Annotated in this window: 18 protein-coding genes; 9 read left to right on the top strand and 9 right to left on the bottom strand. The window is 39.6% G+C overall.

Features of this window, described 5'->3' with window-relative positions:
- The 4 genes from ACW6NC_RS08720 to ACW6NC_RS08735 form a co-directional block, all read right to left on the bottom strand.
- Complete coding sequence (locus tag ACW6NC_RS08720; protein WP_457865276.1) at positions 1–1,434, bottom strand: lipopolysaccharide biosynthesis protein; 1,434 nt, start codon at positions 1,432–1,434, stop codon at positions 1–3.
- Positions 1,435–2,301 (bottom strand): glucose-1-phosphate thymidylyltransferase RfbA, encoded by an 867-nt coding sequence (gene rfbA, locus ACW6NC_RS08725; RefSeq protein ID WP_457865278.1) that lies wholly within the window; start codon positions 2,299–2,301, stop codon positions 1,435–1,437. It lies immediately after the preceding gene.
- Positions 2,298–3,350: a dTDP-glucose 4,6-dehydratase gene (gene rfbB, locus ACW6NC_RS08730; RefSeq protein ID WP_457865280.1), complete on the bottom strand. Its 1,053-nt coding sequence runs from the start codon at positions 3,348–3,350 to the stop codon at positions 2,298–2,300. The genes rfbA and rfbB overlap by 4 nt, the downstream gene beginning before the upstream one ends.
- Before the next feature lie 278 nt (positions 3,351–3,628).
- A complete protein-coding gene (locus ACW6NC_RS08735) occupies positions 3,629–4,636 on the bottom strand; it encodes a LacI family DNA-binding transcriptional regulator (protein WP_457865282.1) in 1,008 nt (335 codons plus the stop codon).
- 129 nt (positions 4,637–4,765) lie between these two features.
- Between ACW6NC_RS08735 and ACW6NC_RS08740 the strand changes: the two genes are divergently transcribed.
- The 6 genes from ACW6NC_RS08740 to ACW6NC_RS08765 all read left to right on the top strand — a co-directional run bounded on the left by ACW6NC_RS08740 (position 4,766) and on the right by ACW6NC_RS08765 (position 8,199).
- Entirely contained in the window at positions 4,766–5,230 is a 465-nt protein-coding gene (locus ACW6NC_RS08740) for a thiol-disulfide oxidoreductase DCC family protein (RefSeq protein ID WP_457865283.1), read from the top strand.
- Entirely contained in the window at positions 5,227–5,373 is a 147-nt protein-coding gene (locus ACW6NC_RS08745) for a hypothetical protein (RefSeq protein WP_457865285.1), read from the top strand. The genes ACW6NC_RS08740 and ACW6NC_RS08745 overlap by 4 nt, the downstream gene beginning before the upstream one ends.
- A 138-nt stretch (positions 5,374–5,511) precedes the next feature.
- Positions 5,512–5,835, top strand: coding sequence for a phosphoribosylpyrophosphate synthetase (locus ACW6NC_RS08750; RefSeq protein ID WP_457865286.1), 324 nt, complete (start codon positions 5,512–5,514; stop codon positions 5,833–5,835).
- Positions 5,836–5,931: 96 nt separating this feature from the next.
- Positions 5,932–6,435 (top strand): Dps family protein, encoded by a 504-nt coding sequence (locus ACW6NC_RS08755; RefSeq protein WP_457865288.1) that lies wholly within the window; start codon positions 5,932–5,934, stop codon positions 6,433–6,435.
- An 11-nt stretch (positions 6,436–6,446) separates the two neighbouring features.
- Complete coding sequence (locus tag ACW6NC_RS08760) at positions 6,447–7,337, top strand: mechanosensitive ion channel family protein (RefSeq protein ID WP_457865289.1); 891 nt, start codon at positions 6,447–6,449, stop codon at positions 7,335–7,337.
- 1 nt (position 7,338) lies between these two features.
- Positions 7,339–8,199 (top strand): hypothetical protein, encoded by an 861-nt coding sequence (locus ACW6NC_RS08765; RefSeq protein ID WP_457865291.1) that lies wholly within the window; start codon positions 7,339–7,341, stop codon positions 8,197–8,199.
- A 167-nt stretch (positions 8,200–8,366) separates the two neighbouring features.
- Here the strand turns inward: ACW6NC_RS08765 and ACW6NC_RS08770 are convergent, their stop codons facing one another.
- Entirely contained in the window at positions 8,367–12,086 is a 3,720-nt protein-coding gene (locus ACW6NC_RS08770) for a metallophosphoesterase (protein ID WP_457865293.1), read from the bottom strand.
- A 51-nt stretch (positions 12,087–12,137) separates the two neighbouring features.
- Between ACW6NC_RS08770 and ACW6NC_RS08775 the strand changes: the two genes are divergently transcribed.
- Positions 12,138–13,322, top strand: a complete 1,185-nt coding sequence (locus tag ACW6NC_RS08775; RefSeq protein ID WP_457865295.1) for a Pycsar system effector family protein — start codon at positions 12,138–12,140, stop codon at positions 13,320–13,322.
- Here ACW6NC_RS08775 and ACW6NC_RS08780 read toward each other — a convergent pair.
- Complete coding sequence (locus ACW6NC_RS08780; RefSeq protein ID WP_457865296.1) at positions 13,314–15,683, bottom strand: GAF domain-containing protein; 2,370 nt, start codon at positions 15,681–15,683, stop codon at positions 13,314–13,316. The genes ACW6NC_RS08775 and ACW6NC_RS08780 overlap by 9 nt on opposite strands.
- Positions 15,684–15,820: 137 nt before the next feature.
- Between ACW6NC_RS08780 and ACW6NC_RS08785 the strand changes: the two genes are divergently transcribed.
- Entirely contained in the window at positions 15,821–16,942 is a 1,122-nt protein-coding gene (locus ACW6NC_RS08785) for a redoxin domain-containing protein (RefSeq protein WP_457865298.1), read from the top strand.
- Between the two features lie 91 nt (positions 16,943–17,033).
- Here ACW6NC_RS08785 and ACW6NC_RS08790 read toward each other — a convergent pair whose 3' ends face one another.
- Both ACW6NC_RS08790 and ACW6NC_RS08795 read right to left on the bottom strand, forming a co-directional pair.
- On the bottom strand, positions 17,034–17,717 hold the full coding sequence (locus tag ACW6NC_RS08790; protein ID WP_457865300.1) for an SIMPL domain-containing protein: 684 nt from the start codon (positions 17,715–17,717) through the stop codon (positions 17,034–17,036).
- A gap of 139 nt (positions 17,718–17,856) precedes the next feature.
- The gene (locus ACW6NC_RS08795) at positions 17,857–18,504 is read right to left on the bottom strand and encodes a rhomboid family intramembrane serine protease (protein ID WP_457865302.1); all 648 of its coding nucleotides are present in this window, start codon (positions 18,502–18,504) and stop codon (positions 17,857–17,859) included.
- 53 nt (positions 18,505–18,557) lie between these two features.
- On the opposite strand from ACW6NC_RS08795, the gene ACW6NC_RS08800 reads away from it, so the two are divergent.
- Entirely contained in the window at positions 18,558–19,463 is a 906-nt protein-coding gene (locus ACW6NC_RS08800; protein WP_457865303.1) for a lysophospholipid acyltransferase family protein, read from the top strand.
- On the opposite strand, the gene glmM is transcribed toward ACW6NC_RS08800, so the two are convergent.
- On the bottom strand, positions 19,460–20,845 hold the full coding sequence (gene glmM / locus ACW6NC_RS08805) for a phosphoglucosamine mutase (protein ID WP_457865304.1): 1,386 nt from the start codon (positions 20,843–20,845) through the stop codon (positions 19,460–19,462). The genes ACW6NC_RS08800 and glmM overlap by 4 nt on opposite strands.
- Positions 20,846–20,924: the final 79 nt, after the last annotated feature.

Genomic DNA, 20,924 nt, shown 5'->3' on the forward strand with positions numbered 1-20,924 from the left:
TTATTTTTTCAATAAAATTTTTATTAATAACCTATAGCTATCGAGCTTAAATATATGGCTTAAGACCACTAAAATAAGAATTCCTGAAATACCACCCGCAACTAATCTAATAAAATCAAAATACGACAATAGTATGGAATCTATTAGAAAAACAATTACACCAACCAAAGAAGATATAAACAAAATTGGTGAGATATCCTTTATTTGATCTTTCATTCTATAACCTAGAAAAAGATTCGTGTAATACCCGTTGATAAAGAAAAATAGAATAGATAAAATAACTTGCCCAAATAAAAGACCATAAATCCCATATTGTAAGGCCAATACAATTGTCATTAGAATAAAAACTTTTTTTAGGACTGAAATTTTTAGAAATAGGTCACTTCTTCCTTTAATCTTTAAAATATTAAGATTATATGAGTGTATTGGGGCTAATATTCCGGTAAAAAAAATCACCTGAAAATAGGGTACGGCAGGAAGCCATTTTTCGGTAAATAAAAAACGGAAGAGAGGCTCAGCCAGAACCGCAAAAATTATTAAAATTGGAGATATTATAAAAACAGCAGTTTGCATAAATTGTTTATAGACCCTTTTAAGACGAACCTGATCATTATCAATTTCTGCAAAAAGAGGAAAACTTACCTTGTTTAATGCACTGGATAGGTTTCTAACAGGTAACTGTTTCATAGTTTCTGCCCTGGTATAAAAACCGAGTTGAGCAGGAGAAAAAAACTTCCCAATAATTAATATATATATATTATTAAATATTTTATTTAATAAACCCGAGAGTCCTAGTTGATACCCAAACTTAAAATGTTTTTTAAATTTACCCTTGCTAAAAGTAAAATCCGGGATCCATTTAGAATAAAGCCAAACTTGTATAGAACTGACTAAGGAAGCTGTTATTTGACTCCATACTAAACTCCATACTCCAAAACCGTAATAGGCTAATATTATTCCCATTACACCTCCTGAAATTGTTGCAGGTATAGATATTAATGCCTGGGATTTAAATCGCATTAATTTAGTCAACCTTGTCAGCTGAACAGTTGAAAATGCATTAATTATAAATGTCAATGCATATAATCGTGCGATACCCGTTAGAATGTCCTGATTGTAAAACTCTGCAATATATGGTGCCGAGAAATATACCACCACATACATTAAACTGCTTAGCACCAAATTAAAGTAAAATACAGTTGAGTAATCGGTATTATCCGGTTCTTTCGTTCTTATCAGCGAATCGGTCAGGCCCGAATCCACTAAAACCTGACCTATTGCAATAAAAAAGGTAATCATTGCGATTAAACCGAACTCCTCCGGCAGTAGAATTCTTGCCAGGGTCAGAGAAACAATAAATCCCACCAATTGATTGCCGAATTGCTGGCCAAAGGTCCAAACTAAACCTGATAGAACTTGTTTCCGAAGAGACATTTAAATATATTTTTTAAGTTCCTTCAGGTACTCCCCGTATTTCGATTTTCCATATTTTGTAATAAAAGAATCCAAGGAATTCTTAGATATAAATTTTCTTTCTATTGCGACTTCTTCGATACAGCCAATCATGGTGCTTTGTCGATTCTGTAAAACCCTAATAAATTCTGTAGCGTTGTCCATGGACTCTACAGTTCCAGTATCAAACCAACTCATACCCCGAGTCATTTTCCCAACCTCCAATTGACCACTCTCCAAATACATATTATTAATACTGGTAATCTCTAATTCCCCTCTTTTTGAAGGCCTAACCTTCTTGGCAAAAGAGACAACCTGATTATCATAAAAATAAATTCCCGGAACGGCATAAATCGACTTTGGTTTTTCAGGTTTCTCCTCAATACTAATTACTTTCCCGTCCTTATTAAATTCAACTACTCCATATCGCTCAGGGTCCTTAACAGGATAACCAAAGATTGAGCCTCCAGTAATGTTTTTTTTACTTCTTAAAAGAGGACCTAATCCGTTCCCATAAAATAGGTTATCACCTAGAATTAAAGCTACCTTATCATCACCTATAAAATCTTCTGCAATTATAAAAGCTTCCGCCAGTCCTCTGGGTTTTTCCTGAACAGCATATTCAAAAACACATCCCATCTCAGAACCATCACCTAATAACTTTTTAAATGCTGATTGATCCTGAGGGGTTGTAATTATTAAAATTTCCCTGATATCGGCTAACATTAAAACAGATAATGGATAATAGATCATCGGTTTATCATAGATAGGTAGCAATTGTTTGCTGACTGATATGGTTAATGGGTATAATCTGCTGCCCGTTCCTCCTGCTAAAATTATTCCTTTCATAAATATTGCTTTTGATAATATTCCCGGTAACTGCCTGAAATCACCCCTTCCAACCATTCAGGATTATCAAGATACCATTCCACTGTTTTTCCAAGTCCTTCTTCAAAATTCACCGAAGGCGACCATCCCAATTCGTTTCTGATCTTCGAGGCATCAATGGCATAGCGCTTATCATGCCCGGGGCGGTCTTTTACGAAACTGATAAGGGATTTGGACTCTCCTTTCTCCCTATCCAGTTTTTTATCCATGATGTCGCATAAAAGATTGATGAGATCTATATTCTGCCATTCATTAAATCCGCCGATATTGTAAGTGGCTTTATTCCTTCCCTCATGAAAAACCAGATCTATTGCCTGGGCGTGATCTATTACATATAACCAGTCCCTGGTATATTTCCCATCTCCATATACCGGTAGCGGGCTTTTCTCAATAATATTATTGATAAACAAGGGAATGAGCTTTTCTGGAAATTGATTCGGCCCATAATTGTTTGAGCAGTTGGAAATCACATAATGCAAACCATAGGTCTCTCCATAAGCACGTACAAAGTGATTAGAAGCTGCCTTGGATGCAGAATAAGGTGAATTTGGAGCATAAGGACTACATTCAGTAAATAATCCAGACGCTCCTAAAGTACCGTAAACCTCATCAGTACTGATATGATAAAATAGTTTATCCTTAAAATCTCCTTTCCAGGTAGCCAGTGCTGCTTCCATTAAATTAATGGTTCCGGTGATATTAGTATCCACAAAAACTTGTGGGTCTGATATAGAACGATCCACATGCGATTCTGCGGCAAGGTGAATCACGGAATCAAACCTGTATTTCATGAACAATCGCCCGATTACCTCCTTATTCCGGAGATCAGCTTTAAGAAAATTATAATTCTCTTTTTTTTCAATGTCTTTTAAATTTTCAAGATTTCCCGCATAGGTTAAGGCATCCAAATTGAATATTTCTTTTTCCGGATACTTCTCTACAAACAATCGAACCACGTGAGAACCAATAAAACCAGCTCCACCGGTAATAAGAATTTTCCTTTTATCCATTGAAATTAATTAAGAATGAATGAAGATAAGAATAACTATTACTATTTAAACAGATCTCAATAGGTAAAATACTTATAAAAGTTTAATATACCCATTTCTAACAATAGTGAATCTAACACTCATGAAGGGTCATGAGAGCAAATAATAAAACGCTTGGTTTTAAAATTCAAAATATTAAAAATCGCTTCTAATTGACACTTCTTAGTTATATTCACCTAAATTATAATTGGAGGAAGAATAAGGTTGTTTTTCTCAAACCCTTTTCTTTACTATTCCAATTAAAATTGGGTCGACTCTAAATCCACCAGACTGGTTTTAATGATTCTTTCTACATTGGATTTCTCCTTATTATAATTATTAAGTCGGGCTTCAAGTAGCTCCATGGCTCCTGCCCCCATTTGTTCAGGAAACTGATCAATATAACTAATACTTGGAGCTAAAAATCTGGCGAGCTCCTTGCCTATAAACCCGATTACTTTGAGGTCTTTAGGGATATTTATTTTATGTTCAAAAGCCGTACGGTAAACCTGCATAGTGCTTTCAAAATCCGTACAGATCACAGCCTCGACCTTATCCTCAACGAGCATTTTTTCTGTTTTTTCCTTTAAAACTGCCGGTCTTGCAGAATTGGCGATAAAGAAGTTTTTCTCTTTGGGTAAAGCCTGTTTATATCCATCAATTCTTAATTTCCCAACTCCCATATGATGAATGGTAGTGGCAATGCCAACTTTCTTAAGGCCTTTGTCCAGCAAACGTTTGGTGATCTCACCAAAGGTGCCCACATCATCGATCCCTATCCGGTCGGCCGGGATATCGAAATTTATCCGATCATAGAGTACTACCGGAATACCATAATCCACTAACTGGTATAAATGGTCGAATTCTTTTTTACGTTGGGTCTCCTCAGCAACGGCGATCAATACCCCGTCTACATAACCGGTGGTCAGCATATCACAAATTTGCTTCTCCCGTTCATACTTTTCATTAGAGATATAGGTAATAACCTGAAATCCTGCCCGCTGTGCTTCAGCTTCAATTCCAGAAAGCACCTTTGCAAAAAAGGTATTGGAAATATTGGGAATGATAACCCCTATAGTGCCGCTCTTACTGCTTTTTAAATTCACAGCCACCGGATTAGGACGGTAATTGTGGAGTTTTGCTAATTCCTTTACCCGCTCAACAGTCTTTGTACTAATCTCAGGGCTGTCATTCAAAGCCTTGGAAACCGTTGAAATTGATACATTAAGTAATTTTGCTAGTTCTTTTAGGGTGATCTTATTCTTCATAATATTGCTGAAAAAGTAAATAATTCATAAAAGTATGAATATTTGTTGAAAATAATTCCTTAACTCGGTTGATTTCCCCACTTTATTAAAGATTTAATACCTTTAATCGGTTTTTAAATACTAATGTAGATGTTTGCCAAAATCAATCAGACTAAATATGCCCCCCAAACACCAACAATGGTCTGGGATGGTACCTGCGGTTTCTGTAAATTCTGGAAAACCCGATGGCAATTAAAAACGAAGGATAAAATCAATTTTGTCACCTACCAGGATAAGGCTTCTGAATTTCCGGATATTCCACTCAAAGAATTCAAAAAGGCAAGTAGGCTTATAGAACCCAACGGTAGGGTTTATAATGGCCCCGATTCCGCTTACAGAAGCCTGTATTATACGGGGAATCAAAGGTGGCACTACTGGTACCAAGAATACGCATGGTTTGAGAAGTTCAGCGATATGGCGTATAATCACATTGCTAAAAATCGTGATTTTTATTTTAAACTTACCAAGAGCCTTTTTGGAGAAAATCCTGCAAAGCTCAAACCTTACTGGATTTTCTATCTTCTGGCTGTTTTTATAATTTTGGCAATACTATGAATTTCTTACGAGCCTACTGGTTTTATATTCTTGCAGCCCTGATCACCATCATTGGAATTCTTACCGGCTGGTACCTGTTCATTTTTCTTGTCTTCCCCTTAAGTTTTTTCCGAAAAAACAAAAAAGATCGGGATCAACAATAAATAAAAGACTGGTTAACTTTCATTTACTATACAGGTGAATTTTCCTCGGAGTTAAACTTATCCTAAACCCCCAGAGTAGTTTGCAAATATTAGGCTTCCGCCGTATTTTAATAGTCTAATCATGTCAAAAACATTAAAATGAAAGATTACGGAACATTATCCCAGGCAATTAATAAACTTAAATTGGAGGAAGGATACGAACATGATTTCAATCTGCTGGATGAGCAAATTGAGATCAAATCTAAAAATGAGACCTTTGGGATTGAAGAATTTGATGTTGATAAAGTGCTTCGATTCGAAGGGATGAGCAATCCTGATGATAACGCCATTCTCTACGCCATAACCACTACCAATGGCCGGAAAGGTGTCCTTGTAGATGGCTATGGAATCTCAAGCGGACAAGTTTCCGATGAAATGATGAAAAAACTGGATCTAAAGGACCATCGCCCCATAGATCGGTAACCCGTTAAACTTCTATTAAAGCAATAATACGGCTTGGCAAGTTCACTAAACTATTGTATTTTTATATCATAATTTAAATTTCAATAAACAAAAACTATGAGTTACTTAGGATTAGATAAAAAGAAAACCGAGAACACCGTAAAAGAGCTTAATGTTCTCCTAGCCGATTATCATCTTTATTACCAGAAGCTTCGAAATTTTCACTGGAATGTCATAGGAAAGAATTTCTTTGACCTGCACGAAAAATTTGAAGAGCTCTATGATGATGCCAAGCTTAAAGTCGACGAAATTGCCGAAAGGATCTTAACCCTTCGCCATCAACCCACCAGTAATCTAAGTGAATACTTGAAGGCCTCAAACCTTAAAGAAGCAAAGGCTGATCTCACTGATTACCAAATGATAGAAGCGCTTTTAAAAGACCATGGCATTTTGCTCAAACAGATGCGCAATGTGGTGGAAGTGGCCGATAAAGCCGGTGATGAAGGAACCATAGATCTAATCGGTGCTTATATCAGAGAATTGGAGAAAACAAGCTGGATGCTTGATGCCTGGAAAATGAAAACTACCGATGAACACGCACCGGTAAAAAAGGCCAAGTAATCTCCCATTGAATGTTCGATGATTATAACTTTTATGAATCCCTAACAAAAATAGGGATTAAACTTCAACAATGGCTGGACACAATAATTCTGAATTTACCGAATTTTGTGCTGGCCATTCTTGTTTTTATCTTGTTTCTGATCCTGGCCCGTTACCTGGGTAGGGTTTTGGACCGACTGTTAAGAATCAGGATTAAACAGGAATCCATCCGAAGGATGATCATAAAAGTGCTGAAGGTTGCCGTAGTCCTTATTGGCTTTTTTGTGGCCCTTGGATTACTTAATCTGGATAAGGTACTGACTACAGTCCTTGCAAGTGCCGGGGTTGTTGGTCTGGCCATTGGCCTTGCCCTGCAAGGCACCTTAAATAACACCTTCTCTGGGGTTATCCTCAGTTTTCTTCCTGAAATTCAAATAGGAGATTGGATCGAAACCAACTCCTATGCCGGCCAGGTTATAGATATCAATCTCCGCAATATCGTTATCAAACAGGCAGACAACAATTATGTGGTTATCCCTAATTCAAAGATTGTCGAGGAACCTTTTAAAAACTTTTCCTCTACCCCGAGATCCCGAGTTAGCCTAGATTGCGGAATTGCTTACCATTCCAACCTGGAATTTGTTCAGCAACTGACTATCGATACTATCGAGAAAATTTTTCCTCCAAAACCCAATGAGGAAGTGGAATTTATGTACACCGAATTTGGAGATAGTTCCATTAATTTTGTGATCAGATTCTGGACCGATGTCTCCGGTAACCGCGATATTTTAAAAGCAAAGCACCAGGCGATCATCGCGATCAAAAAAGCCTTTGACAGTAACGAAATCACCATTCCATTCCCAATTAGAACAATAGATTTTTCCAATAAGCTATCCCTACGTGATCCACAAAGTGACCAGTAAGATGATTCACTATAGAATATTAGCATTGTTGACAATTTTCCTGCTTTGGAGTTGTGAGGATTATGGCCAGTTGAAAAAGATTCAACATTTACCGGCCACGATGAAAGAAGTAAGTGGGATGGAGAAATTTCCGGAATCAGACCTGATCTGGATGATCAATGATTCCGGCAACAAAAATTTGCTGTATGGCCTAAGGCCTGGAACTTCATCCTTGAAAACCATAGAAATCACCAATGCGGAAAATAAGGATTGGGAAGACCTGGCTCGGGATCGCTCGGGCCACCTCTATATCGGAGACTTTGGTAATAACCGGAATAAACGGGAAGACCTGGTCATTTACAAAATAAAGAATCCCGAGAAGAATACTTCAGGTAAGACCACCGCCTCCAAAATCTTTTTTAAGCTGGAGGATCAGAAGGCCTATCCCCCCAAAAAAAAGGATCGGAATTTTGATATTGAAGCTTTTGTTCATGTAAAGGATAAGCTTTACCTCTTTACCAAAAACCGGAGCAGCAAAAGCGATGGAATCTCAAAAATCTATCGTTTACCCGATAAGCCTGGAAGACATACCGCTAAATGGATTGGAGAATTCCAGAGCTGTCAAAAGAACTCCTGCCGGATAACAGCAGCTACAGTAAGTGAAGATCAGAAAAAGTTAATTTTACTCACCCATAAATCAGTATATGTAGTTACGGATTATGAAAAGGATCATTTTCCTGGTGGAAAAATAAAACGATTGGAATTTGGCCATAATTCGCAAAAAGAGAGCCTGTGTTTCAAGGATAGCAACAGCCTATACATTGCCGATGAACAGGCTGCAGCAACCGGCAGGAACCTCTTTAAGTTTCGTTTAGATCAATAAAAGAGATCAGCCATAAACTGGTTTATCTCAATTATCATGGCTTGTTATACAAGGAGTTATTTTGCTAAGGTCAATGAAATGTCCCAGGGTTGCCATAAAACCAATACACCTGCCATATTAAGCAGGTGTCGGATAGTGCTGAGTTTCTTAAAACAGAAAGGCTTTCTTTAGAATTCAAAGCCAATACCGAAGGCAAACCTCCATCCTTCAGATCCTTTAAAGAAACTAAATGTACCATTGACGGCTCGTGCACTGGTGACCCAAAAACCTCCACCATAACTGTCGTGCCATTTATTACTCTCTTCGAAATCATTCCAGACCCTTCCCAGGTCGTAACCACCGAAGATCCCTACCTGCAGGGGCAAAAACCCTGTCTTGAATTCATCAAAACTATACCGCAGGTCTCCTCCGGTTGCCATGGAGCTCTGTCCTATGAACCGATGCAACCGATACCCTCTAAGGCCCGTTTCGCCACCAAGACGCGCCGCCTGGTAGAATTCATAACCCTTACCCATATTTAAATGAGCCATAAGCTTGGATTTCAATACCAGTTTCCGGTTTCGACTAAGCGCGTTAAAAAAGCTCAGGTAAGGTTTAAAATACCCATAATGTTGGTCGGTATCCGAAGTATTGATCTTCCCTCCAAGATTGAGTTCAAATTTCATACCTCGGGTTGGGTTCAGGGAATTATCATAACTTTCATAGCGATATAAGGCATCGAGTCCGGCAAAATATTTTCGGTCAAAGAAATCCTCACTTGTAGGATTAAACTCCTCGTGGATAAACCGGCCTTCAGTATCTTCCACTTTATTACTCTCAAAATTGGCCAGGTAACTGAAGTAACTTCCGAATGGGGTTTTTCTGACAAAGCCTGCTTTAGCTCCATATCGACTTATCTTGACGCGGTTATAATCCATCCCAAGCTGGTCATCGAAGTTCTCTGTCTCGTTTCCGTATCCGAAAAGGTTACTGGCAAAATTCGGACTGTTGAAACTAGCACCAACCTGCAGGTTATACCTGCCAATGATATTAGCGAATTCCCCTTCGTAATAAAGATCATAACCGTTGGTGGCAAAATAATACCCTCCGCCAAAGGTGTGTTTGGAAGTAAAGGGGTTGCGTTTAAAATCATTTACAGTATAGACGCTTTCAACTCCTATTTTAAAACCATCATCAGGATTATATCCAAACCCAGGAATAAAAGCTCCCCCTTTAAAATTCTTCTTATCCTTATCATAGGTGTTTATATCATAGTGATCCCTGAATCTAAACCGGGCATCTCCAGCCTCGACGACCGTATTGGGCAGCGATTGATGATCATATACCTTTAATTTATTGCCATTTTTGATCGTATAAATGTCGTTGCCTAGGCCACCTATTATCCTTAGGTAAATTTCTTCATTTCCTTCCCCTTCTACCAGGATCTTATCTTCGTCATCAAGTCCATAGATCCAGATATCTTTGGTTTCATCCCTGGAATAGATTTTTTCACTTAAGGTCTCGGCGCGCTCCCCTCCTTTATTCCGGGTGATTTTCACCTTGGTCTTGCCTTCAGGCATCCTGGTAACATCAATAAAATCATCTTTATCGGTACCCGTGACAATAGCAAGACTTGCAAGGTGATCATAATATCGCATTGAAATATCCACGATATTATCCCTACGCCCTTTTAATTTTTTGATAAGGTCTTCCAGGGTTTCTTCTCTGCTTTCCGGAGGAAGTTTCTCAAAAGCTTTTTCGATGACCTCATCAGTTATATTCTCCTGAACAAATTTCGCCTCTTCCAACCAGGTATCACGACCTACATTCTGAAGCAGGGATCTATCCAGTCCCACCGCAGCGATATTAAACCATTCCACATCCTTTATATCTTCATCGTAGACAGCAAACTGGTTTGCAAAACCAGCCAGGGCTCTTAAGGTTCCAAAAAATGCGCCATCAAAATTAGAAAACACCTGGTCCCGGTCTCTTGGAATCGCTTCAAAAGTGCGATTCCCTTCCTGGTCTTCGATCTCTGCCCAACGCCACTGGTCCTGGTGGCGATCCCAGTCACCGATAAGCATGTCGAAAATACGGGACCTGACATATCTCGGCTCGTCGAGAATATATCGCTCATCCCGTCTTAACCTTTCAAACATATCCGCTGTACTTACAATATCGTGGTTGGGGCTACCAAAACTTTCCTTTCCTAGCCAGTTTTCTTCCGGGCGTTCCACGATCATATAAACATCATCCCCATGTTCCTCATTGTACCTCCCCAGGATAGGCTGCTTGGGCATATAAAATAATTCTGGATTGGTATGGTGTACGTCCACGGCAGAGGCCAGGCCTGGCACGGCAAGAAAAGCATAAGGATGGGCAGCGGTATAGAAATCTGTCATCAGTCGCTCGGCCACGGTGTTTTCCAGGTCATCCTGAATAGGCGTGGTTTTAAAGGCTACCTTTTGCAGATACTGTACAGATTCCTTTTTAATTCTTCTCATATTATACTCCCGATTGAGAGTATCCTTCATCCTCACAGAAACGGTTTGATGTCCACCAGATTTAATTAGGGGTTCCAGACCACCATACAGGGTATCGAGATCAGCTACTTTAAGTTCGATCTCTTTACCATAGAGTTCACGATAGCGCTTACCCCAAACGGTCCGATGAAAATCACTTTTCTCGGTCTCCTCCTTGGAATAGACCGAAGTGGTAATTGTTTCAGGAAATTCTGTAGCGAATTGACTCAGGTCATACTCCTGGGGCGCCGAATAAACTTCCTTCTGAAATAATAGTTTAGCTTTATTTTTTTCATTCCCGTAGAAACTCACCCAGGAGGAACCATCCTTGAATACATCAAGTACTGCGAATCCCTGCCCACTATAGGCAAAGCGCCCATCATTACTCAAACTGGCGAAAGTTCCTTTTGAACCGGAGCCTGAAACGATCTGTTTGATATTACCATTATCTATATACTGAAGGGAATGTTCGTGTCCGGCAAGAAAAATTACCCGCTCCCTTCTATGGGCTATTGTTTCAAGGCGTCGCGCCAGGGACTTATACCTTTCATTTTGGAGATCCTGTATAGACACCCCTCCAGTAGTTCTAATCAACATGGCAAGGGATCCCAGTATGGGTATAGGTAGCTTTTTTTGTGTGGGATATATATGCCGGTTAAAATTATATTGTCCCCCGTGGATCCCGTTGGAAAGCACCGGGTGATGTAGTGTTATGAGCACGGTTTTGTTCTGGCTCTTTTTAAGCTCAGTTTCTACCTCCAGCAGCATGGCTTCGCGGGTTTTGATCTGCCCGCAATCATCGTTCATCTTAGGGTGCCGGTCCCAGTCTTCCAGGTACCATTGGGAATCGATAACTATAAGTTGTATATCCTCTGAAATTTCAATGATTTCCAGGCCACATCCCGTATCGGGAGACCAGATAAGATTTTCCTCAAACTGCTCCTTTAAATAATTCTCCTGGCGATCTAGTCCAGGAATACCTTTATTATACCAATCATGATTACCGGGTACTACAAGGACATTGCCATCATATTCCTCTATGGCATCCAGCTGGGCATCAAGCATATACTCCGCCTTCTCCCTTTCTGGATCCCCCTCAGGCGGCATCCCGTCTGGATAGATATTATCCCCCAGAAAAAAGGTGTAATTTTCTGGCTTTTTTACCGAGTCCAGGAAATTTTTAAAAGCGATAAGGCCCTCAGAAGAACCTCCTTCCGGCGAATACCCTCCATCACCGATCAGGTAAAAAGATTTTTCGATTTCTTTATCTTCAGGATAGCCAAAGTCTTCCTTAGGTTCATCTTCATGGATTTTCGGCTTTACCGTTACACAGGAGGTGAACAACACCAAAATAGCGACAAAGGGGAAGAAGATATTTTTTTTCATATATGAGTTTGAAGTTTTTTGTAATTTGGCTTGGACAAAAAAAAAGTGCACATGAACCAACTAATAGAGAAAGCCGACAAATTTGTGCTGAATCTTTTTAAGGAAAAATTACCCAATACATTTATTTATCATAACTACAAGCATACCCAGCGAGTGGTTAAAAGTACTAAAGAATTAATTGATAATTCTGAAATTAATGTTAAAGACAAAGAGGCGCTATTACTGGCGGCATGGCTTCATGACACGGGTTATACAAGGACATTTAAGGGTCACGAAGAAGAGAGTGTAGCCATTGCTACATCCTTTTTAAAAGAGCAAAATGCCACCCCTGAACTCATCGAAAAAGTTCAGCAATATATAAAAGCTACCTGCTTTAATACTGAACCGAAAAGCCTTCCGGAAAAAATTATGAGAGATGCGGATTCCTCTCATTTCGCAAAAGATTATTTCGAGGAGACCAGTGAATTGCTCCGACAGGAATTGGAACTTCAGAATATTAAAAATTATACCACGCCAGAGTGGGTGCAGGAAAATATTGAAGTACTCACCAAAAAGCACCAGTTCTACACTACTTATGCCCTTACCAACTGGCAACAAGGCAAGGAAAAAAATCTTCTTGATCTTATAGAGTCGCAAAAAAAGCAGGAGAAAAAGCTTAAAAAAGAAGAGGCTAAGGCCCGAATGAAAGCGAAATTTAAAAATGATAATCCTGAACGAAGCATTCAAACGCTCTTTAGGGTCACTTTAAGGAATCATATAAAATTGAGTGATATTGCCGATACCAAGGCAAATATCCTGCTTTCGGTAAATGCCATAATTATTTCCCTTGCTTTTGCCAATTTACTACCGAAACTGGATGCCGAAATGCACAAACACCTGTTAATACCCAGCCTGGTGTTAATGCTGTTTAGTGTGGCTTCCATAATCCTTTCGATAATGTCGACCAAACCTAACGTTACCAGTGGGGAATTCACCAAAGACCAGGTAAAGAACAGGGAGGTGAACCTACTGTTTTTCGGTAATTTCCATAAGATGCCCTTCGACCAGTTTCGTTGGGGAATGAAGGAAATAATTAAGGATAAAGATTATGTGTACGAATCACTGATGCTGGATTTACATCTGCTTGGAAAGGTTTTACATCGAAAATACATGCTCTTAAGACTAACTTATATCGTCTTTATGACAGGAATAATTCTATCGGTGATAAGCTTTGTGATCGCTTTTTATTTAGTTTAGTTCCTGCATTAGATCTTCATAGGTAATGGTTTTTTCCGGGTCAGCCTCATCCGGGGTATAGAGAATATTCACCCTGATGGCTTTTAATCCCACCACGCCCTGAACATCCTCCAATTCAAGGATTTCCACTTCCTCGCCCAGGTATTTTTTGGCCTGGAGGTATTTGATATAACGAAGGTATTCCCGCTCATCGGAACGCTGGGAATAGATTATGGCAATCTTACCTTTCTGGGTGATACGCTCTTCGGTGCTTTTAATGAATGCCTTATCAATACGCTTTTTAATGATCTCATACCGGGCATTATATGTACCATCCACATCAAATTTTTTCTCATCCATTCGATACCTTATCGAAAGGGTGGTGTTGTACACCAGGATTAAGGAGGCTGCATCAAGTTTAATGGGGTTATTTTCCTGCAACTGGTAGAAACGGTTTTCCATTTCACACATCGTACTGAGCTGCCACAATCTCATATTGTATAAATAAACCTTATTAAAGGCTTTATTTCGTGCCATCGAAGCCCCTATGTAAATATTATGGTCCACCCCATCGGTTTTATAACGTTCAAAATAATGCGGATAGATTTCCTGTGCCTTAACCTGTTTCCGATCAATATAGCGGGACATCGTGCGGTTGATCTGTTGTACGGTTTCATCGTAATTCTTGCGATGGTTATACACGATTCCGGTTTCGGGATTAAGTTCCTTTTGATAATCAGCCACCATCTTTTTAAGTTCGGCAGATTGCTTCCTGAGGTGCGACATAATAGGATTCACCTCTTTTTGTAACAGGTTAAAAACCTTCTGTTCACTGGAAGCATTCAGGCTTTCCTTTAATTCTTTTCTGAAATCGGCAATTCGGAACTTTACCTGTTCATAAATAGGTAGGTTCTCTTTTTCGTAGGCCTTGTCGATTATTTTGACAATTATTTTTAACTGGTGCAGCAGGTCTTTCTGAATAGCCTCATTCCGGGCCTCAGAGGATCCTACAACGTCTATTTGCCCATAAAGAGGATATATATCCTTAAAGACGATATCCTTAAATGAGGCCAACCCATCTTCATCAAAATCCTTAATAAATTTCTTGGCTTCCTTTTCAAAGACCCATAGTACGCTCGGGTGGATAGAAGTACATTCGCTTTGAATAACCGCCTTGACCCTGTTTTCGAAATCAGTGCGGTTCCGGTCTACTGCTGTAGCGATGTAAGGCAATATTTCATCGAGCTTAATGGTATTAATACTGTTGAGTTCATTTTTGCGGGTAGACACCAGCTCAAGGATTCCCAAAAGCCGGTTATTTTTCACAACCGGTGCAAGGATACAACTTTTGATATCATTGGAAAGCAATTGTTGCGAGAGGAAATTATCATTGGTTTTTTTGGCATAAGCCTTCACGTTGGGGATACTAAAGAAACTCCGTTCCTTAAACAACTTTCTGAAACCCTTTTCACATAGACCAGACTTACAATCATTCTTCTGCTTTTTATTTAAAATAAAACTCCTGGCATCCTTGGATTCCATTCGTTCAAAGACCTCATCCTGCGGGTTATAGGCCGTATAACCCACTTGTAAATCCGGGATCTTATAAATAGACCGAAAGATCTCCTGGAGTTTTAATAACTCATCTTTCTGAGAGGACTTTTCAAACAACAAGGTGGTTTTGAGTTCTGAGATAGCCTCATCTATGGTTACATCGGTAAGGTTTAGAATGATAAAGCCTTTAAACTGCCAGCTTTGTGGGGGAAACATTTCCTTCCAAACAGAAATATCCTCAAAATTCTGAATGAGTTTATCCACATCTTCCTGGCTGATTTCCCTTGCCTTCTCGGTGGGCTCAAGATCAACAAAATCACCGTTAATAGCGATGCGATAATGTCGCATAATGTCATTTTCATCAGGAATATCATAGTACATCGGTCTGGAGAAGTCGATGTCATAATCATAATAATCATTCAAGATATTGATACAGGCATGGATGTAATGCATATCTTCATCCATATTGCGCATTTGGAGATTAAAGTCCTTTCCAGCATTATTCATTATCCGTTTTAAGCGTTTGGAACGGTTAAAGAATATATTATGATGTGGCGCAGAAGCTGTTTTAATCTCATTATCGCTTAAAATACTGGGGAATATATCATCGAGTAAGATCTTTATAGGCTCCTTAAGCTCAACAAGTTCAGCAGGGTCTTCAATACCCTCTGTAAGCTGAGGAAAGGAGTCGACATAATCCAGGATTTTCTCTACATACTCCCGGGAGATTCCACCTATGCCATTTTCAAGTTGGTCTTTATAAACGTCGATCACCTTGTGAAAACTGATCTTGATCTTAAATGGAAAATCTTGAATTTGTTCTTTCATTACCTGATTATATGGAGTAAAATTACATTTTCTGTAGGCCTGAGCTTTGGTAAAGCCCCAAATTAACAATATTTTATAAAAATGAGATACGCTTGTGTTAGCAGTTGTTTATTTTTGCTAAAATTAAAAATGAAATTATGAGAAAACTATTAGTAATAGCCAGTCTGGCCTTAATAACAGTTTCCTGCCAGGAAGATAAGGGTTATTCTATAAAAGGTAATGCCGAAGGTATTGAGGATGGCAAGATGGTGTATGTTTCGGAGCTCCAGAATCCAAATACCCGTCCAGAAAGAATTGACTCTACCAAAATTAAAGACGAGAAATTTGAACTCGATCTTCCTGCCATCGAAAACTCCAACCTAAGCTTCTTAGAAATTGAAGGCATCAATGGAAATGTTATTTACATTTCTGAAAATCAACCCATAAATTTTGAGATCTATAAAGATAGTATTAGGTCATCAGAGGTTATGGGCGGAAAGGAGAACCAGACCCTGAACACCTACCTGGATCATCTAAAGGAAACCAATAAAAAAGTAGGAGAAGGTCGCCAGCAAATGCAACAGGCATTTCAGCAGCGGGACTCTACACAATTAAGGGTCCTCCAGGAAACCGAAGCCGAATTGATGGATAACGACAAGGTATTTAAAAAGAAAATGGTGAAGGAAAATCCAGATTCATTTGTATCGGTGATGGTTCTTATGGATATGGTCAATATGAAAGCCTTTCCCGTCAAGGAGATCAAGGAATTATATGAAGGGCTGGATGAGCAGGTAAAACAAAGTGCTATTGCAAAATCCTTAGCACAAAAACTTGAAAGTGAAAGCGCCGTGGCCATAGGGAGCAAGGCGCCTAATTTTACCGCCCCAACCCCTGAGGGAGAGGAGCTCTCTTTGGAAGACATCCGAGGTGAAGTAACCGTAATCGATTTTTGGGCCGCCTGGTGTAAACCATGCCGTGTTGAAAATCCAAATGTTGTGAAGATCTATGAAAAATACCATGATAAAGGCCTTGAAATTATAGGGGTATCCCTGGATCGTCCAAACCAGAGAGATAAATGGCTACAGGCCATTGAGGACGACAAGCTTCCCTGGCACCAGGTCTCCCACCTGGAATTCTGGAACGAACCAGTGGCAAGACAATATGGCATTCGCTCAATTCCTGCCACTTTTATACTGGATAAAGATGGGGTTATAGTAGCCCGGGACTTAAGAGGACAGAACCTGGAAAACAAGATCGCTGAGCTTTTAGGAGAACAATAGCAGGACTTAAAATCTCGAAGAGGGTCGGTAAAGAAATACCCCCAAAAGTATCTAACTTTTGGGGGTATTTCTATTTTTAAGCCATGGCATTTTAATGCAACTGAAAACCAACTTCCACCCTCACGCTGATTTCCATCTCTCCGGGAGAAAGGGTTTGTTGAGAGCCTGATTCCTCACTGATTTTCATATCAGCCATTCGATAAACAGGCTGAAAGTTATTTCCTGAGGCCTCTCGTATGCTTATGGCTTTACCGACCTCCTGATTTAGTGCGCCGGCGAATTCTTCTGCTTTTCTTTTAGCTTCAAGAACTGCCCTTCTTCTGGCTTCTGTTTTATGTTTTTCAACCTCAGAAGATTTAAACTGTATTCCGCTGATGCCATTTAAACCATTTTCCAGTAATCCCCCGATTATTTCCTCATACTGATCAAGATCTTCCAAGGTAATGGAAATGGCCTGTCTGGCCACATAGGTATAGGACTTATCATTATAATTATATCGCTTGTTCAGGTTGACATAATCGGTCTGGATATTTTTTTCTGCAATATCCTGGGATTTTAAGTACTTCAGGATCGCGTCCACCGTCTGATCATTTTCCTTCTTTACAGTTTTGGCATTGACGCCCTCATGTTCGATCTGGGATTTTATGATCACCTGGTCCGGAACCACTTTTACAATTCCTTCTCCGGATACAAAAATACCCTGATCCATTTTAGTTTCCTGGGCTATAGTGCCCATACTTAGCATAATAACTGTAAGTAATAGTAGTTTTTTCATAAGGTGTTTATTTAATGATTCTTATATTCCTACCGTAATTGGCAACAGACCTCGGGAGCTAAAAATTTATTCCCTCTTTGCTCATTTGACAAGGAAATAAGAATAGGTTTTCACTTTAAAGAACAAGAAAGGTACCAAATTAAAGCTTTCCCAGTCTTTGCAACACAAATAATACTGCAATTGGTATGGCCAGTAGAATAACCATTAGCAAATGATTCTCTATAACCCAGGGCGCCAGAATAAGGGTTAAAATATAACCGCCTACTGCCCCGCCAAAATGGGCGTCGTGACCAATGTTTCCCAGCCTCCTTTTCATTCCGTAAATCGTGTATAAAAGATACCCAATGCCAAAGATATAAGCCGGAACGGGGATGATAAAAAACAAACCAAGCATCATGTCGGGTTGCAGAAGTATTGCCGAGTATAGTACTCCCATAACGGCGCCACTGGCTCCCACTGCACTATAATGCGGTTCGTTTTTATGAAAGAAATAGGAAAGCAAATTCCCGATAATCAAACTCACCAGGTACACCATTAAAAATCCCAGAGCACCAATCCCATAAATCACCACATTGGCAAAAAAATAAAGCGTGAGCATATTGACCAATAAATGGGTGGTATCCACATGTAGAAAACCAGAAGTGAAAACCTGATACTTGGCACCCCTTTTTAGGTCCGCGATATTGAATTTAAATTTTTGAAAAAATGAATCATCATTAAAGCCTTTAAAAGAGATAAGAACATTCGCGGCAATAATGATAATGGTAATAAGGTTTAATTCCCCCATAGTTGAGTTTAATTTAATGTCAAATATACCATATATTTGCTGAAAGTTGTCTTATGCATCGCCTGGTTTTCTGGTTGACCTACCCCCTTCTCTGGTTTATCTCCATCCTTCCTTTCCGGTTGTTTTACCTGGTTTCAGATATGGTGTTTGTCATAGTTTACTACCTTATTGGTTACCGACGGAAAACGGTAAAGGAGAATCTCGACCTGGTTTTCCCCGAAAAATCCAAGGAAGAAAAAAAATCCATTGAGAAACATTTCTATCGCCACATGTGTGATATCTTCCTTGAGATGATTAAGAGTATTTCCATTTCTGAGAAGGAATTAAAAAAACGATTTGTTTTTGCCAATCCCGAGGAATTTGAAAGACTAAAAAGACTTGATAAGAGCATCGTAGCTATGTGTGGGCATTATGCGAGTTATGAATGGTTAATCGCCCTTCAACTACACGGTATAGACTATAAAGCTTTCGGAATTTACAAGAAGGTTAAAAACCCTTATTTTGATAAACTGGCCAGGGATATCCGCGGTAAATTTGATGGGGTATTGATCCCTACCGTGGAGGCTACATCACAAATCACCGCCCTGGAAAAAGCCGGTCAGCGTGGTATTTATGCCATGATTGCCGACCAGTCTCCCAAACGGTTTAAAAAAACCCATTGGATAGATTTTATGGGGATAAAGGTACCGGTCTTTATTGGCTCCGAGATTCTGGCCAGGAAACTGGATATGGCTGTGGTGTATTTAAATGTGGAAAAAGTCAAACGAGGCCATTACAAGGCCACTTTGATCAATATTTCCGATCATCCACGGGAAGAAACGGAATTTGCCATTACCAAAAATTATATCAGATTGCTGGAGCGCCAGATTAAAGGAAATCCCCAGTATTATTTATGGACCCATAAACGGTGGAAACACCGCAACAGGCCCATAAGTAATGATTCTGTCGTTATAGATTAAGCGATGATGGATTTGATCTCTGCGATCATCTTTTGGGCAAGATCATCAGCTTCCTGCTGAGATTTTGCTTCGGTATATATCCTGATAATCGGTTCGGTATTGGATTTCCTTAGGTGCACCCAGTTTTCCGGGAAATCAATTTTTACCCCGTCAACCGTAGAAACCTTCTCTTCCTTATGCCTTTGCTGTACTGCCTTGAGGATCCCATCGACATCTAGATCAGGAGTTAACTGAATTTTGTTCTTACTCATAAAATATGCCGGGTACTCTTTTTTTAATTCGGAGACCTTTTGGTTCCTTTCAGCCAAAAGACTTAAGAAAAGGGCAACCCCTACCAGGCTATCCCTGCCATAATGAGATTCCGGATAGATAATACCCCCATTTCCTTCGCCACCAATAATGGCATCACTATCCTTCATTAGTTTGACCACATTGACTTCTCCTACCGCACTAGCGCTGTAATTGCCATTGTATTTCCTGGTAACATCGCTAAGGGCACGGGAAGAAGAAAGATTGCTCACGGTATCTCCCGGGGTTTTGGAAAGCACATAATCGGCACAGGCCACAAGGGTATATTCTTCACCAAACATCTGACCGTTTTCGTCAATGATCGCCAGTCTGTCCACATCCGGATCAACAACGATTCCCATATCGGCTTTTTCTTTAACTACCAGCTCAGAGATATCCTTAAGATGCTCTTTGAGAGGTTCTGGATTATGCGGAAAATGACCATTTGGTTCACAGTATAATTCCACGACCTCTACCCCAAGCTTTTTTAACAAATCTGGGATGACAATTCCTCCAGTGGAATTCACTCCGTCGACAACAACCTTAAAACCTGCCTTTTTGATCTTATCGATTTCCACGAGTTTTAAACCTAGAACCTCATCGATATGAATATTCATATAATCCTCCTTAATGGTAATTTCTCCCAGATCATCGACCTGGTTGAAGTTAAAATCTTCCCGCTCTGCAATGTCGAGAATCTTTTTACCCTCCTGCCCATCGAGAAATTCTCCCCGGGAATTTAGCAACTTTAAGGCATTCCACTCTTTAGGATTGTGGCTGGCCGTTAGAATAATACCTCCATGAGCTTTTTCCAAGGGCACAGCGATCTCCACAGTAGGGGTTGTCGAAAGCCCGAGGTCTATGACATCAATCCCAAGACCAGTTAAGGTATTCATCGTTAATTCCTGAATCATTTTTCCTGAAATTCGAGCATCTCTTCCTACCACTACTCTCAATTGCTCTCCTGGTAAGGAATTCTTCAGCCAGGTACCATAAGCAGCAGCAAATTTCACGGCATCCAAAGGGGTTAGATTTTCACCGGTTTTCCCGCCAATGGTACCCCGAATTCCGGAAATAGATTTTATTAAACTCATAAATGTATATTGATTTTTGTAAAACGAAATTTTAACAAATATACAAGTCGCCGGAACTATAGGACAAAACTTAACACAA

Source organism: Salegentibacter profundi (assembly GCF_054121475.1).